Genomic DNA, 15,851 nt, shown 5'->3' with positions numbered 1-15,851 from the left:
TTAAAGTTTACACCTTATAAAGATACACTATCTTATTGAATAGACTGTACAACTGCTTTTGGTGCTTCTTTACGAGTTCCGTCGAAACCATCAATTCCACTTACTGTTGTATATTTCAATACATATTTTTTACCTGGATTGATAATACGGTATGCCGCCTGACACATTAATGTCGCTTCGTGGAAACCACAAAGAATTAATTTTAATTTCTCTGGGTAGGTATTAACGTCACCAATAGCGAAGATTCCATCTATATTGGTTTGGTAGTTTCTTGAGTTATCTACTTTAATCGCATTTTTCTCAATTTCTAATCCCCAATCTCCAATAGGGCCTAATTTTGGTGATAATCCGAATAAAGGAATAAAGTGATCTGTTTCAATCTTGAATTCTTCACCATCTTTATTTACAGTAACCGATTCTATTTTACCATCACCATTTAATCCGGTAACCTCAGCTGGAGTAATTAAATTGATTTTACCTAAAAGTTTTAATTCACTTACCTTTTCAACTGAATCTAAAGCGCCTCTAAACTCATTTCTTCTGTGAATTAAGGTAACTTCTGAAGCCACGTCGGCAAGAAAAATACTCCAGTCTAAAGCAGAATCTCCTCCACCAGAAATAACCACTTTTTTATTTCTATAAACTTCAGGATCTTTAATGAAGTATTCTACGCCTTTATCTTCGTAATTCTCAATACCGTCAATTGCAGGCTTTCTTGGCTCGAAAGACCCTAAACCTCCAGCGATAGCCACTACAGGTGCCTGATGCTTTGTTCCTTTATTGGTTGTTACAATGAATGATCCGTCTTCTTGTTTTTCAATGGTTTCAGCTCGCTCACCTAAAGTGAATCCCGGCTCGAATTGTTTTCCTTGCTCTAACAAGTTTTTTGTTAAATCGCCAGCTAATACTTCCGGGAACCCAGGAATATCATAAATTGGCTTTTTAGGATAAATTTCTGAACACTGTCCGCCAGGTTGTGGCAACGCGTCAATTAAATGACATTTAAGTTTTAACAATCCTGCTTCGAAAACTGTAAATAACCCTGTTGGTCCTGCCCCTATTATTAGTATATCTGTCTTAATCATTTTTACGATTCTTTTTTATCATGCGACTTCCTTCAACTTTTTTATGATCACATGAAACATTAATTACATTTTATTCTTCTTGATTCGACTTAATTGCGGATGTTTCAATCAATCCTTTGGTAAATTCGTTTAGTGTTTCCACCTTTTGTTCGAAATCACCTTTTATAGTTTTTCTATATTCGTTTAAATTCTTCACCAAATCGTCAACATTTTCAGGAATCACATCCTCGAAAAACTGACGTAATCGTTTGGCTGTTGTTGGCGATTTTCCGTTTGTTGAAATCGCCACTTTCACGTTTCCTTTTGTAACAATACCTCCCATATAAAAATCACAATACGGTGGATTATCGGCAACGTTTATTAAAATACTACGTTTGCGGCAATGTTTATGTACTTTAATATTAACTTCAGGCACATCAGTAGTTGCAATAACTATATGATGTCCTTTTAAAAACCGCTTTTTATATTTCGATTCTATTAATTTCACTTGTCCTTTTTCGGCCAGTGTCAGTGTACCTGCTCTAAACATTGGCGACACCATAGTAACATTCGCGTCTGGACTTGATTTTAATAGAAATCCTAATTTTTCTTCAGCAACATTTCCCCCTCCTACTATGAGTACGTTTAACTGGCTTGTCTTTAAAAAAATAGGATATAAATTATTCCTTTCCATACTTTAAGACTAAACCATTTTATTTATTTCTTCACAAATCGTTGATAACTCTACACGTTTTTCAACAACATCTCCAATAACAATAATTGCAGGCGAACCTAATTGCTTTTCAGCAACTATAGCTTCAATCGTACTAACGGTCCCAATACCAACATTTTCATCTGCTCTAGTACCATTTTGAATGATAGCCATAGGTGTATCTGCTTTGCCTTCAGCTTTGAAAATTTCAACAATTTCAGCCAATTTATGCATCCCCATAAGGATAACAACTGTTGCTGTTGATTTTGCTGCTAAAGGCACATCGGTTGACAAACTATGGTTTTTAGTAGTCGCAGTAATCACCCAAAAACTTTCGGAAGATCCACGTTTGGTTAACGGAATACCCTGATAAGCCGGCACCGCAATCGCCGATGTAATTCCAGGAACTACAAAGGTTTCTAAACCAAAACCTCTGGCATAATCTATTTCTTCGGCTCCACGACCAAAAATAAAAGGGTCGCCACCTTTTAATCGTACAACATGACCTTTTTCTTTGGCCTTAGCAACAATTAACTCGTTGATTTGTTCCTGCTGAAAAGCATAGCACCCTTTACGTTTACCCACAAAAATCAACTCGATATCTGCTGAAGCATACTTTAAAAGTTCTTCATTAATCAATGCATCATAAAGAATCACATTAGCAGCCTCAATAGCTTTAATGGCTTTTAATGTAATTAACTCGACATCGCCTGGCCCTGCGCCTACAACTGTTAATTTCGGGGTTATTTTACTCATAGCTCTGCTTTTTATGGCTATTAGGCTACTACACTCTTATCTGCTTCTCTAAAAGCTCTCACTTTATCTAAAAACTGATTTGCTTCTGCAATATACCTTACAGCAAACTCCTCTGTAGGAGCAAATTTATTAATTTGATAGATGATATCAGAGAAAGAAGCTCCTAAATCTAATTTACCACTTGCCACAAACTCAGTATCAAAATCACTAATGATTCCCGCATGTGTGTTTGTCTTTTTGTTTTCAGCTAACAAAATGGCTTTCGCCGAATTAACCAAAGAGCTATATGCATGGTAAATAGCACTTGAATACACTTTATTATTTAAGGATTCCTGCGCATTTTCAATTTTCTCTTCACTTTCTAAGAACAGGGTTGCTACTAGATCAATTACAACACCTGCACACTCTCCAACACCAATCTCTTTTTCGTACTTTTCTTCGTTACCCCAGTCGATAAAATCTTCCGGAGTTAAATTAGTCACATCCTGAAGATCGTTTAATAAATCGTAAAAATAACGATCTCCTGTGGCTTTATAATACTCAATAAACGATTTTCCGTTGGAATTTGCTTCAAAATCATCTAAAATTCGACGTAATGCCTCAGGTCCTCTACGACTTGGCACTTTCACCACCTTGTCGGCAAATAATCCGTTACCATCACCTAAGTTACCACCTCCTAACAAGACTTGCAAGGCCGGCGCTACTAATTTATCCGGTGTACGAACGGACATCCCCTGAAAACCAATGTTAGCCATGTTGTGCTGTCCGCAGGCATTCATACATCCACTAATTTTAATTACAACATCGTCGTTGTTTAAATATTGTGGATATTCAGCTTTAATAACGCGCTCTAACTCATCGGCAATACCTGTACTACTTGCAATACCTAAATTACAGGTATCAGTTCCCGGACACGCTGTAATATCAACCGCTTTATTATAACCTACTTCTACGAAACCTAATTTTTCCAATTCCGTATAGAAAAACGGCACTAATTCTTCCTTAACAAAAGGAATCACAATATTCTGACGCAATGTTAAACGAATTTCTCCTGCGGCGTATTTATCTACCAAATCGGCTAATAAACGGGCTTTATCGGTATAAAAATCACCTAAAAGCACTTTTATTCCTATAGCCACATAACCTTCCTGCTTTTGAGGAATTAAGTTTGTTGATTTCCAGATTTCAAAAGCCTTTTGATCTTTAATCTCAACCTGTGGTGCTTCAACCGAAACGGGCACCGAAACTTCGTAAGCATCAGCATCAATAGCTACCGTTTTAAATTCAATCGCATTTTGCTCTTCTTCAACTAAAGCTTTGAAAGCCTCTAAACCAATATCCTTGATTAAGAATTTCATACGTGCTTTGGCGCGGCTTTTACGCTCACCGTAACGATCAAAAATCCTTAATACACCTTCCATAGTCGGGATGATTTTATCGCTTGGAAGAAAATCATAAAGCACATCGGCATGACGTGGCTGTGACCCAAGTCCACCACCAATCATCACTTTAAATCCACGAACCCCATTTTCACTTTTAGCAATAAAACCTAAATCGTGCATGTAAGCTAATCCTGTATCGGCATCGGTTGACGAAAACGACACTTTAAACTTACGCCCCATTTCCTGACAGATTGGATTTCTTAAAAAGAACTTATACAAGGCATCTGCATATGGCGACACATCGAATGGTTCGTTAACATCGATACCTGCGGTTTCACTGGCTGTTACGTTTCGTACCGTGTTTCCACAGGCTTCCCTTAACGTAACATCGTCTTTTTCAAGTTCAGCCCAAAGTTCCGGCGTTCTATTTAAATCGACATAGTGAATCTGGATATCCTGACGCGTGGTAATATGCAAACGTCCACGAGAATACTCATCACTTACATCAGAAATTCTTCTTAACTGGTTGCTCTTTACTTTTCCGTAAGGTAATTTAATACGAATCATTTGCACGCCTTCCTGACGTTGACCGTAAACACCACGAGCTAAACGCAGACTTCTGAATTTCTCTTCATCAATATTTCCATTATTAAACAACTCGATCTTTCGAGCTAATTCAATAATATCCTTTTCTACAATTGGATTCTCTATTTCTGTTCTAAAACTTTGCATAATTCAGCCTGTCTAGCCTCCAAAACGGAGGAAGATTTCATTGGTTTTATTGGTTAAAATTTAATTTTTACTGGATAAACCCTGCTCCTACCGTATTGTTGGATTGCGTATCAATTAAAATGAAAGAACCGTTTGTTCTGTGATTTTTAAATTGATCGTAAAAAATAGGTTTATTTAATTTAAACGTTACCGAAGCAATATCGTTTACTTTTAACTCGGTAACATCTTTCTCTATCCCCGAGTAATCTGGATGTATCTTATGATTGATTCGATCTACTTTTGCTAACACCTTATTAACACCATGCTGAACGACGTACTTTGTTCCTGGTGTTAAATGCTCTGCATCCATCCAACATACATTTGCTGTAAACTGTTTGTCGATAGTTGGTATATCGTTTTCTTTAACAATCATATCGCCACGACTTACATTAATATCATCTTCTAAAGTGATGGTAACCGAAGATCGTCTTGAAGCGGTTTCATACTTTTCATTATAAAAGTAGATGTCTTTAATTTTCGATCTGGTTTTAGATGGCAATACAATCACCTCATCTCCAACACTTAAATTACCACCATACACTTTTCCGGCGTAGCCTCTAAAATCGTGAAACTCTTCAGTTTTAGGACGAATAACATACTGAACCGGGAAACGAGGCGTTCCTACATTATAAATATCGGCTTTGTTTAATTGCTCTAAATGCTCTAATAAAGCCTGCCCTTTATACCAAGACATCTTATCTGACTTATGAACAACATTATCTCCTTTTAAAGCACTTACAGGAATAAAAGTGATTTTTTGATCCTGATAATCACGCTTACTCATCAGCTCTTCAAAATCTGCTTTGATTTTGTTATAAACTTCTTCAGAATAATCTACCAAATCCATTTTGTTAATAGCAACAACAATATCTTTAATTCGTAATAAATTATTGATAAAGAAGTGACGGTTGGTTTGTTCGATAACCCCTTTTCTTGCATCGATTAAAATGATAGAAGCCTGCGACGTTGATGCTCCCGTTACCATGTTTCGTGTATACTCCACATGACCAGGTGTATCTGCAATAATGTAGCTTTTCTTTTTTGTTGAAAAATAAATATGAGCCACATCGATAGTAATCCCTTGTTCTCTTTCTGCCACTAAACCATCGGTAGCCAACGAGAAATCCAAATAATCATAACCGCGTTGTTTACTTGTTTTTTTTATAGCCTCTAACTTGTCGGTAGTTAATGATTTTGTATCGTAAAGAATACGACCTATTAACGTACTTTTTCCGTCATCTACACTTCCTGCTGTTGCTATTTTTAATACTTCCATAAGTTTTTATGCTGTAACTAATAGTCTGAACCATTAGTTTAATTTTTAATTCGTTTTAAAAGTTTCTGTAGTTATGGGTAATTGTTAATTTTTAGAAATACCCTTGTTGCTTACGTTTTTCCATCGCAGCCTCTGAACGCTTATCATCAATACGCGCTCCACGCTCTGAAATGGTGCTTTCGCGAATTTCTTCAACTACTTTGGTAATGGTTGTTGCATCTGACAATACAGCTGCCGTACAACTCATATCTCCTACTGTTCTAAAACGCACTAATTCTTCAATTACTTCTTCATGATCATCTCTGTAAACCACTTCATCATCTGCAGACCAAATCATACCATCTCTTAAAAACACTTTACGTTTGTGTGCAAAATAGATGGAAGGAATTTCAATATTTTCTTCTTCTATATAAGACCAAACATCTAACTCTGTCCAGTTAGAAATTGGGAACACACGAACGTTCTGACCTAAATCGATCTGACCATTTAACATATCGAATAATTCCGGACGCTGGTTTTTCTCATCCCACTGACCAAAATCGTCTCGCACAGAGAAAATACGTTCTTTAGCTCTTGCTTTTTCCTCATCGCGACGTGCACCTCCAATACAGGCATCAAACTTAAATTCTTCAATAGCATCTAAAAGCGTTGTGGTTTGCAACTGGTTTCTACTTGCATAACGCCCTGTTTCTTCTTTTACTTTTCCTTCATCAATAGAATCCTGAACATTTCTAACAATAAGTTCAAGTCCTAATTCTTCAACCAAACGATCTCTAAATTCAATAGTCTCCGGGAAATTATGTCCGGTATCGATATGCATTAAAGGGAAAGGTACTTTTGCCGGATAAAAGGCTTTAACAGCCAGTCTTACCAATGTGATAGAATCTTTTCCTCCTGAAAATAACAGTACAGGTCTTTCAAATTGTGCTGCTACTTCTCTAATAATGTAAATGGCTTCGTTTTCTAATGAATTGATATGTGATGTGTCTTTGTTCATCGTAATTTTTTAATTGTTTTCTTAAGCATGTAAACCACACTCTCGGTTTGCTAATGCTTTAGTTGGATCGAAATATTTAAACTCATTCGGCAAATTGTGGTCTTGCAAATAAGTATCTAAATCGGCGTCAGACCAATAATAGAACGGACTTACTTTTAAAACCCCATCTTTACTCACACTAAATATACCAATACTATCTCTAAAAGCAGTTTGTCCCTGACGTAAATTTGTAAACCAAACTTTTGGTTTATGCTCTTCCATTGCACGTCTGAAAGGCTCTAACTTCACTTGCTCTGTAAATAAAGCGTGTTCCGGTGCATCGACACCTGGAATTCCCATAACTGCATCGCGATGTGCAGCAGTTTGTTTTGGCACATATAAAAACACATTTAAATCCAAATCTTTTATAACTTGCTCGGCGTGTCTGTAGGTTTGTGGTGTATTGTATCCGGTATCGCACCATACCACCGGAATAGATGACGCTTCCTGTTTCACAGCATGTAAAATAGCTGCTTCATAAGGTCTGAAATTTGTGGTTACCACGGCTTCTTCATTCAACTCCAAAGCTTTTTTAATAATTTCAGACGGTTTCGCGTCTTTATATATCTTATTTAGTTCCTGTAATGTATCTTCTGTAATCATAACTCAATTTATTTTCCCCATTTAATGGAATTCCAAATGCGCTCGTGAAAAAAGTAAAGCACCATTTTTGTTACTAACTCTATAGAGCCTATAGAAAAGGCTAATGTTAATTCTCCGGTTACAATCCAGGAGATTAAAATAGTATCCAGAGTTCCTATAGTTCTCCAGCTTAAAGACTTAACTACACTCCTAATCGGCTTCTCTGAAGCTGCATCGGTTTTATAGGTCGTTTTTTCTTTCTGACTTGAATTTGTTAATACTTGCTCAATCATTTTTTTACTATTTACATTATTCCTATAGAATTAATAGGAATTACAAATGTAAAACAATATTTCACATGACCAAGCAAGTTATTCAACTTTTTCGGATAATGGAAAATTTTATCAGTTTAACTGAAAATTATTTCTTAAAAGAATATGATTTTTTGAGAATTATTAGCTATTCTGAAAAAGACAAGTCAGCTAATGTTGTGTTTTTAAACACGTTAAGATTACTATCTCGCACCTGAATCATGAGTTTATGCACGCTACATTGCGCTTCGTTAACACAATCGTCGCATTTTTCGTAGAAATTTAAACTCACACATGGCACCATAGCAATGGGACCTTCTAAGACACGCATCACATCGGCCATATTAATTTGAGAAGGTTCATGACGTAAATAATAACCGCCGTGTTTCCCTTTTTTAGATCCTAAAACGCCCGCTTTTCTTAAAGTAAGTAGAATGCTTTCTAAGAATTTCTGCGGAATCTGCTCGCCTTTGGCAATTTCACCAACTTGCACAGGCACATCACCTTCTTGTCTCGCAATAAAAGTAAGGGCCTTTAATCCGTATTTTGTTTTCTTAGATAACATGGTGTAAATATAGTTAATTAATTAAAACCTTATAAACATCATTAAAAATTGAAAAATTCGCAATATAAAAATAATTGTTATCGAACACACTTAGCCAATTTAATAGATTTTTATACTTTTAGGAACTTTGAAAACAAACTATCACTAAAACATGATTAAAAACATTTTTAAGTCCTTAACCCTACTTTCTGTTATTCTAATACTTCTAGGTTATAATAACAGCGATGTTAAACCCATTAAATCCTTCAATAAAATTGTAAAAGCCAGTACTGAGCAATACACCTTTTTAAGTAACAGCATTTACGATAAACTAAATTCAAAACGTATGATGCCGAGATCCATTAGAAAAAATGGAGAAACCGGATTGACCGGTATTTACGACTGGACCAGTGGTTTCTATCCGGGTTCATTATGGTATTTAAATCTTTTAACCAACGATTCGAAGTGGGAAACACTTGCTACACAATACACAGAAAGATTAGATAGTGTACAATACTGGAAGGAAAATCATGATATCGGTTTTATGATGGAATGCAGCTATGGAAATGCCCTTAAAAAATCACCTTCAAAAGCATACGATGACGTTATTGTTCAAACCGCAAAGTCTTTAGTAACACGTTTTCGCCCTAAAGCGGGCATTATTCAATCCTGGAATGCCAGCAAACAATGGAATTGCCCTGTAATTGTCGATAACATGATGAATCTTGAATTACTATTCCATGCTACCAAAATTTCAGGAGACTCAACTTATTACAATGTGGCTGTTTCACATGCTAACACCACTATGAAAAATCACTTCAGAACAGATTATTCATCTTACCATGTATTGAACTACGATACAGAAACGGGAGAAATATTAGCTAAAAAAACACATCAGGGTTATGCCGATGATTCATCGTGGGCTCGTGGTCAGGCCTGGGGACTTTACGGTTTTACGCTTTGCTATAGAGAAACCAAAGACCCGAAATATTTAGAACAAGCGTTACATATTGCCGATTACATTAAAAATCATCCGAATTTACCAAAAGACAACATTCCGTACTGGGATTATAATGTCCCTCTAAACAACGACACACCTCGTGATGCTTCGGCAGCAGCCATTACAGCTTCAGCTTTATACGAATTATGTACGTTTTTAGATAAAAAAGAAAGCAAGTCTTATAAAAATTTCGCAAACAGCATTATCAACTCTTTAAGCAGCCCTGATTATTTTGCTGAACCAACAACAAATAACGGGTTCTTATTAAAACATTCCGTTGGAAGTCTTCCTCACAATTCTGAAATCGATGTACCATTAAATTACGCCGATTACTATTTCTTAGAAGCCCTTTACAGACAAAAAACTTTAAAATAAACCATGAAAAAAAACATATTATCCTTATTAATTCTCCTAATCTCAATTCAACTTATTACAGCTCAAAGCGATCGTGAACTTTGGGTAGAAGAATTAATAAAAATGTCCGATCCTGTTTTATCAGCATTAGCTAAGGATAAACTTAAAGCGACTATGCCTACTGAGCAAAGTAGTTTTGATTACGGCGACCGAAGTAATTTCGCTGGTCTTGAAGCTTTCGGAAGACTTATGGCAGGTATTGCACCTTGGTTAGAATTAGGACCAGACAACACAAAGGAGGGAGAACTACGTAAAAAATATATTGAGCTAACTCAAAAGGCCATCCGCAATGCGGTAAACCCAAAATCTAAAGATTATTTAAATTTTGATAAGGGAAGCCAACCATTAGTTGATGCCGCTTTTCTTGCTCAAGGATTTTTAAGAGCTCCAAAACAACTATGGGAGCCACTTTCAGCGGAAACTAAACAAATGGTAATTGATGCGTTTAAAAAATCGAGAACCATAAAAAATGTCCCATATAATAACTGGTTACTGTTTGCTGCAACTGTTGAAGCTTTCTTCGTAAAATTTACCGATGAAGCCGACTATCTACGTATTGAATACGCTTTAAACAAACACATGGAATGGTATGTTGGCGACGGTTTGTATTCTGATGGAAAATATTACCACTGGGATTATTACAATTCATTTGTTATTCATCCGATGCTAATTGATGTGGTTACAACTATTAAGGAGTCTAATCATCCTTATAAAAGATTAGAAGAAGATGTTATAAAACGTGCACAACGCTACGCCGAAATTTTAGAGCGCCAAATTTCACCTGAAGGCACTTACCCTGTTATTGGTCGCTCTTCGGTATACAGATTTGGAAGTTTTCAATTACTATCCCAAATGGCACTTTTAGAGCAATTACCTGTTGAATTATCTGAAGCACAAGTTCGCTCTGCTTTAACGGCAGTTTTAAAACGTGTATTAAAAGCCGACGGTACTTACGACAAAAAAGGGTGGTTACAACTTGGTGTTGTAGGATACCAACCTAAAATGGCAGAACCTTACATTAACACCGGAAGTTTATATTTAACCTCTTTAGGATTTTTACCATTAGGACTTCCTGAAAATCATTCGTTCTGGACATCAAAACGAGAACCATGGACAAGTGTTAAGGTTTGGGGCAGCAATCCGGATGTTGCAAGAGATAAGTATAAAAACTAATTTATATTGTCGCATAAAAAAAGGCGTTACTTTTAAAAGAGTAACGCCTTTTTATTTTGATTTAAATATCTGTATGTTATCCTAACGCTTGTTTTAAATCGGCAATAATATCATCGATATGCTCTAAACCTGCCGATATACGTACCGAACCATCGGTAATACCAACAGCTGCCTTTACTTCAGGTTCTACTTTTGCATGTGTTGTACTTGCTGGATGCGTTACAATGGTTCTTGTATCGCCTAAATTAGCCGATAGGGAACACATTTTAATATTATCAAAAAATGAACGTCCACCTTCAACTCCACCTTCAACTTCAAAAGCGACTATACTTCCTCCTAAACGCATTTGCTTTTTAGCAATTTCGTATTGAGGATGCGATTTTAAAAACGGATATTTTACCCATTTTACTTTCGGGTGACTTTCTAAAAACTCAGCAATTTTAAGTGCGTTTTCACAATGCTTTTCTGTTCTTACTGCCAAAGTTTCTAAAGATTTTGATAAAACCCAGGCATTAAACGGACTCATAGCAGGACCCGTAAGACGTGAGAATAAATAAATTTCTCTTATCAATTCCTTTTTACCAACAGCAACTCCTCCTAAAACACGGCCTTGACCATCCATTAACTTCGTCGCTGAATGAATAACGATATCGGCTCCATGTTTAATCGGGTTTTGTAAATACGGTGTCGCAAAGCAATTGTCGATAATTAAAAGAATGTTATGCTTTTTACAAATAGCACTTAAAAATTCTAAATCTATAACATCGACACCAGGATTGGTTGGTGTTTCAGCATATAAAAACTTTGTATTCGGTTTTATTAAACTTTCAATCGTTTCAGTTTCATTAATATTGAAATAAGAACATTCAATATTCCATTTCGGAAAATACTTGGTAAACAACCCGTGAGTTGCTCCAAAAACAGAGCTACAAGACACCACATGATCTCCAGCATCTAATAATGTCGCAAAGGTTGAAAACACAGCTGCCATACCGCTAGCAAAAGCATAGCCACTTTCTGCACCCTCCATTAAACATACTTTTTCTACAAATTCGTTTACATTCGGGTTGCTATATCGACTATATAAATCGCGTTGCTTTTCTTCAGCAAACGACGCTCTCATTTCTTCGGCATCATCAAAAACAAATCCCGATGTTAAATACAAAGGCACGGAATGTTCTGAAAACTGTGTTGTTTCCGACTGCGTTCTAACTGCTAATGTTTCAAAATGTTTTTCTTGACTCATTTTATATATTTTTTCTTGTCATGAATACATTAAAATGTATCTAATCAGACTAATTTACTTTTATAAATTCCTGTATTCACAGGAATAACAAATTAATTTACGTGTTTCGACAATCTTAAAATATCACCAAATACACCTCGTGCTGTTACCTCTGCTCCGGCTCCGGCTCCTTGAATAACGATAGGTTGCTCACCATAAGATTCGGTGAAAATTTCAAAAATAGCATCACTTCCTTTAACGTGACCTAGCGTACTGTCTTCTGGAATAGATACTAATTTCACTTCTAAAACGCCCTTATCCTGAGATAAATCACCAGACAAATCACCTACATAACGCAATACATGATTTGGTTCTTGGTTTTCTTTTATCTTCTGAAATTCATCATTTAAAACATCTAACTGACCTAAAAATTCCTGAACAGAAATTTCACGATAAGCTTCAGGAATTAAATTCTGAACAGCGACATCTTCAAATTCATTTTTCAAATCTAATTCTCTGGCTAAAATTAATAATTTTCTTGCCACATCGTTTCCTGAAAAATCCTCACGCGGATCTGGCTCCGTAAATCCTTTATCAATTGTTTCCTGAACAATTTCACTAAATGGTTTATCCTGAACAGAGAAATTATTAAATAAATAACTTAGTGTCCCTGAGAATACCCCACGAATTCTGGTAATATTTTCACCTGATTCATGTAACAATTTAATGGTATCAATTAATGGTAAACCAGCACCAACAGTGGTTTCATATAAATACTCTTTGTTATGAGCTTTTAACTGCTCACGTAAATCAGTGTAGAATTTATGCGAAATAGTATTTGCAATTTTATTAGACGAAACTAAATCGAAACCAGCTTCTACAAATGGCACATAATTATCATGGAAACTCGGACTTGCAGTATTATCAACAGCAATTAAATTTTCAAGATGATTGTTTTTTGCAAAGGTAATGACATCCTGAATTGAACTTTCTAATGGTGAATTAGCAATCGCTTCTTTCCAGTTTTCGCTAACACCTTTCTTATCTAAAAGTAACTTTTTAGAATTCGCAATAGCAAACACATTTAAAAGTACACCTTTACGTTTTTCAATGTCTTCTTTCGATTTTAAAATCTGGTTAATTAATGCGCCACCAACACCACCGTGACCAAAAATAGCAATGTTGATTTTCTTAGAAATTCCGAAGATTTCACCGTGAATGACATTCATGGCTTTATGCAGTTGATTCTTTTTAACAACCAAACTCACATTCTTCCCAGTTACCGTATTATTGAATAATAACGGGGTAATTTGATTTCTAATTAAAGCGTTAAATGGTTTATGGAACGAGCTCAACTCAATACCAATAATCGAAATTACCGAAACATCGTCAACAACACCAATCTTATTAACATCCTGTGAATAAAAGTCGTTTTCAAACTCACGCTCTAAAGCCAGTACCGCATTGGTTGCCTGATCTGCATTAATAATTAACCCAATACCACGCTCTGATGAGCCTTGAGAAATGATACTCACGCTAATATCTTTTTTAGCTAAAGCTCCAAAAATACGAGCATCGACACCACTTTTTCCCAATAAACCACGCCCTTCTAAATTAATTAAAGCGACATTGTCTAACACAGATAACGAGGTTACTTCTTTAGAATTTGGTTTTGCTGTAATTAAAGTCCCTGCATCATCAGCATTAAACGTATTTAAAATACGTAAGTTGATGTTTTTCTCAACTAATGGAATAATTGTTTTGGCGTGTAAAACGGTAGCTCCAAAATTGGCTAACTCGTTGGCTTCACTAAACGATAATTCTCTAATAATTTTAGCATCCTCAACCAAATCCGGATTCGCCGTATAAATTCCGTTTACGTGGGTGTAGTTTTGTAACTCTTCGGCATCTAAGAAATTAGCTAGCAATGCAGCCGAATAATTACTTCCGTTTCTTCCTAAAGTGGTTGTTTCATTGCTTTTATTTGAAGCGATAAATCCAGTTACAATATTTACTGTATCACTTGGAGTTGCTTTATAAAAGTTCTTAACATTGTCTTTCGATACCTGCGAAATTGGCTGTGCATTTCCAAACACATTATCGGTTTTAATCAGCGTTCTGGAGTCTACTGCATTGGCTTTAATGTTACGTTCGTTTAATACACTTGAAATTAATTTCACTGAAAGTAATTCGCCTTGTGCCAGAATTTCGTCTTTGGTTTTTTTACTGTAATCGCCAAGTAAACTTACGCCTTCAAATAATTTATCAAGTATTGCAAATTCCTTTGAAAAATCGATGTTTGGTAAAGGCGCTACCTGATAATCTTTAAACGCCTGTAAATCGGCTTGATAATCTTTTCCTTTAACTGCCTTCTCTAAAATAGACTCTAAATCGTCGGTAGCCGAACCACGTGCCGACACCACAACAGTAATCTTTTCGCCGTTATTAATTTTATTTTCTATAATTGAAATAACGGTATTTAATCCGTTACCATTTGCTAAAGATTTCCCTCCAAATTTTAATACTTTCATTCTTCTGTTTTTAGAGTTTGGCACAAAAATGCCTTCTACTATTTTTTCTAATTGCTCATATTCCATTAAAAAGGCATCATGCCCGTGAACGGAATGAATTTCGTTATACGTTACGTTCGGATTCGATACCGCAAGTTGTTTGTGTGTTTGTCTGTTTTCTTCAGCCGTAAAAAACAAATCTGAATCTACACCTACAATATGAATATTACCGTGAATATTTTCCAACACATTAAAATCGGTTGGTCTGTTTTTAGTAACATCAATGGTTTTCAATAATTGATTCATTAATTTATAGGCAGACAGCTGAAAACGTTCTTGCAATTTTTTACCGTGATGTAACAACCAGCTTTCTACATTAAAAATTTCCAACTCTTCATTTTTTGAACGTTGAAAACGCTCATTAAAAGATTCTGGTGTTCGGTAACACAACATGGCATGCATTCGGGCATCGTGAACCGGATTTTTCGAATTGATTAAAAACTGCTCCTGAATCTGGCAGTTCGCAATTAACCAGTCGGTCGATTTCCAGTCGGTAGCTACAGGAATTAAATGCTCGGCCAAATCCGGACTTAATACCGCCATCTCCCATGCGATACCGCCACCTAAAGAACCTCCAACAATAGCGAAAAGCTTATTGATGTTTAACTCTTTTAATCCGATTAAGAATATTTTAGCGATATCTCTGGCTACAAAATCTTTATAGTTTTCAATTACAAAACTATCGTAACCATTTCCTGGAATATTAAAAGCCAAAACCGTGTAAAGTTTGGTATCGATAACTTTATCGTCATCTACGAGATCTTTCCACCATCCATCTTTTCCCGAAACGTTACTATTGCCCGTTAAAGCATGGTTAATTAAAACCACAGGTGCTGTACCCAGAGCTTTACCAAACAGCTGATAACTTAATTTAATTTCAGTATTAAGAACTCCGCTTTCGGTAACGTAATCTTTTATAACAATATGATGCAACTTTGTACTCAAAATATGTTTTAATTTTTGTTAATGACAAAAAAGCCCAAAACATCATTACTTAGTAATGTGCTTAAAAAATGTTATAAAGAATTGATGTTT

General features: G+C 35.8%; 13 protein-coding genes. 2 read left to right on the top strand and 11 right to left on the bottom strand.

Annotated elements, in window-relative coordinates:
• Positions 1-32: 32 nt before the first annotated feature.
• From R1X58_RS08350 to R1X58_RS08310, 9 genes are all read right to left on the bottom strand, one after another.
• Positions 33-1,085, bottom strand: a complete 1,053-nt coding sequence (locus R1X58_RS08350; RefSeq protein ID WP_240573638.1) for an NAD(P)/FAD-dependent oxidoreductase — start codon at positions 1,083-1,085, stop codon at positions 33-35.
• Between the two features lie 70 nt (positions 1,086-1,155).
• Positions 1,156-1,758 carry a precorrin-2 dehydrogenase/sirohydrochlorin ferrochelatase family protein gene (locus R1X58_RS08345; protein WP_240573639.1) on the bottom strand — a complete coding sequence of 201 codons (603 nt, stop codon included), beginning with the start codon at positions 1,756-1,758 and terminating at the stop codon, positions 1,156-1,158.
• 9 nt (positions 1,759-1,767) lie between these two features.
• Positions 1,768-2,532, bottom strand: a complete 765-nt coding sequence (cobA, locus tag R1X58_RS08340) for a uroporphyrinogen-III C-methyltransferase (protein ID WP_240573640.1) — start codon at positions 2,530-2,532, stop codon at positions 1,768-1,770.
• Positions 2,533-2,552: 20 nt separating this feature from the next.
• Positions 2,553-4,646 (bottom strand): HEPN domain-containing protein, encoded by a 2,094-nt coding sequence (locus R1X58_RS08335; RefSeq protein ID WP_240573641.1) that lies wholly within the window; start codon positions 4,644-4,646, stop codon positions 2,553-2,555.
• A 67-nt stretch (positions 4,647-4,713) separates the two neighbouring features.
• Complete coding sequence (locus R1X58_RS08330) at positions 4,714-5,961, bottom strand: sulfate adenylyltransferase subunit 1 (RefSeq protein WP_240573642.1); 1,248 nt, start codon at positions 5,959-5,961, stop codon at positions 4,714-4,716.
• A 91-nt stretch (positions 5,962-6,052) separates the two neighbouring features.
• Positions 6,053-6,958, bottom strand: a complete 906-nt coding sequence (gene cysD / locus R1X58_RS08325) for a sulfate adenylyltransferase subunit CysD (RefSeq protein ID WP_240573643.1) — start codon at positions 6,956-6,958, stop codon at positions 6,053-6,055.
• 21 nt (positions 6,959-6,979) lie between these two features.
• The gene (locus R1X58_RS08320; protein WP_240573644.1) at positions 6,980-7,600 is read right to left on the bottom strand and encodes a phosphoadenosine phosphosulfate reductase domain-containing protein; all 621 of its coding nucleotides are present in this window, start codon (positions 7,598-7,600) and stop codon (positions 6,980-6,982) included.
• A gap of 8 nt (positions 7,601-7,608) precedes the next feature.
• Positions 7,609-7,872: a DUF2061 domain-containing protein gene (locus R1X58_RS08315; RefSeq protein ID WP_240573645.1), complete on the bottom strand. Its 264-nt coding sequence runs from the start codon at positions 7,870-7,872 to the stop codon at positions 7,609-7,611.
• 166 nt (positions 7,873-8,038) lie between these two features.
• A complete protein-coding gene (locus R1X58_RS08310) occupies positions 8,039-8,455 on the bottom strand; it encodes an RrF2 family transcriptional regulator (RefSeq protein WP_240573646.1) in 417 nt (138 codons plus the stop codon).
• Between the two features lie 151 nt (positions 8,456-8,606).
• Here R1X58_RS08310 and R1X58_RS08305 point away from each other — a divergent pair, with 151 nt between their 5' ends.
• A complete protein-coding gene (locus R1X58_RS08305) occupies positions 8,607-9,809 on the top strand; it encodes a glycoside hydrolase family 88 protein (protein ID WP_240573647.1) in 1,203 nt (400 codons plus the stop codon).
• A 3-nt stretch (positions 9,810-9,812) separates the two neighbouring features.
• Positions 9,813-11,021 (top strand): DUF2264 domain-containing protein, encoded by a 1,209-nt coding sequence (locus tag R1X58_RS08300; protein WP_240573648.1) that lies wholly within the window; start codon positions 9,813-9,815, stop codon positions 11,019-11,021.
• A gap of 76 nt (positions 11,022-11,097) precedes the next feature.
• Here the strand turns inward: R1X58_RS08300 and R1X58_RS08295 are convergent, their stop codons facing one another.
• Positions 11,098-12,267, bottom strand: coding sequence for a trans-sulfuration enzyme family protein (locus R1X58_RS08295; protein ID WP_240573649.1), 1,170 nt, complete (start codon positions 12,265-12,267; stop codon positions 11,098-11,100).
• Positions 12,268-12,359: 92 nt separating this feature from the next.
• A complete protein-coding gene (thrA, locus tag R1X58_RS08290) occupies positions 12,360-15,761 on the bottom strand; it encodes a bifunctional aspartate kinase/homoserine dehydrogenase I (RefSeq protein WP_240573650.1) in 3,402 nt (1,133 codons plus the stop codon).
• Positions 15,762-15,851 lie beyond the last annotated feature (90 nt).

Source organism: Aestuariibaculum lutulentum (assembly GCF_032926325.1).
GTDB lineage: Bacteria > Bacteroidota > Bacteroidia > Flavobacteriales > Flavobacteriaceae > Aestuariibaculum > Aestuariibaculum lutulentum.
The sequence above is the reverse complement of the archived record's forward strand: the minus strand, read 5'-3'. Positions and strand labels throughout refer to the sequence as shown.

Excerpts from the sequence above, each read along its gene's own strand:
- R1X58_RS08350 (WP_240573638.1), bottom strand. The coding sequence starts at position 1,085 with ATGATTAAGACAGATATACTAATAATAGGGGCAGGACCAACAGGGTTA.
- R1X58_RS08345 (WP_240573639.1), bottom strand. The coding sequence starts at position 1,758 with ATGGAAAGGAATAATTTATATCCTATTTTTTTAAAGACAAGCCAGTTA.
- cobA (WP_240573640.1), bottom strand. The coding sequence starts at position 2,532 with ATGAGTAAAATAACCCCGAAATTAACAGTTGTAGGCGCAGGGCCAGGC.
- R1X58_RS08335 (WP_240573641.1), bottom strand. The coding sequence starts at position 4,646 with ATGCAAAGTTTTAGAACAGAAATAGAGAATCCAATTGTAGAAAAGGAT.
- R1X58_RS08330 (WP_240573642.1), bottom strand. The coding sequence starts at position 5,961 with ATGGAAGTATTAAAAATAGCAACAGCAGGAAGTGTAGATGACGGAAAA.
- cysD (WP_240573643.1), bottom strand. The coding sequence starts at position 6,958 with ATGAACAAAGACACATCACATATCAATTCATTAGAAAACGAAGCCATT.
- R1X58_RS08320 (WP_240573644.1), bottom strand. The coding sequence starts at position 7,600 with ATGATTACAGAAGATACATTACAGGAACTAAATAAGATATATAAAGAC.
- R1X58_RS08315 (WP_240573645.1), bottom strand. The coding sequence starts at position 7,872 with ATGATTGAGCAAGTATTAACAAATTCAAGTCAGAAAGAAAAAACGACC.
- R1X58_RS08310 (WP_240573646.1), bottom strand. The coding sequence starts at position 8,455 with ATGTTATCTAAGAAAACAAAATACGGATTAAAGGCCCTTACTTTTATT.
- R1X58_RS08305 (WP_240573647.1), top strand. The coding sequence starts at position 8,607 with ATGATTAAAAACATTTTTAAGTCCTTAACCCTACTTTCTGTTATTCTA.
- R1X58_RS08300 (WP_240573648.1), top strand. The coding sequence starts at position 9,813 with ATGAAAAAAAACATATTATCCTTATTAATTCTCCTAATCTCAATTCAA.
- R1X58_RS08295 (WP_240573649.1), bottom strand. The coding sequence starts at position 12,267 with ATGAGTCAAGAAAAACATTTTGAAACATTAGCAGTTAGAACGCAGTCG.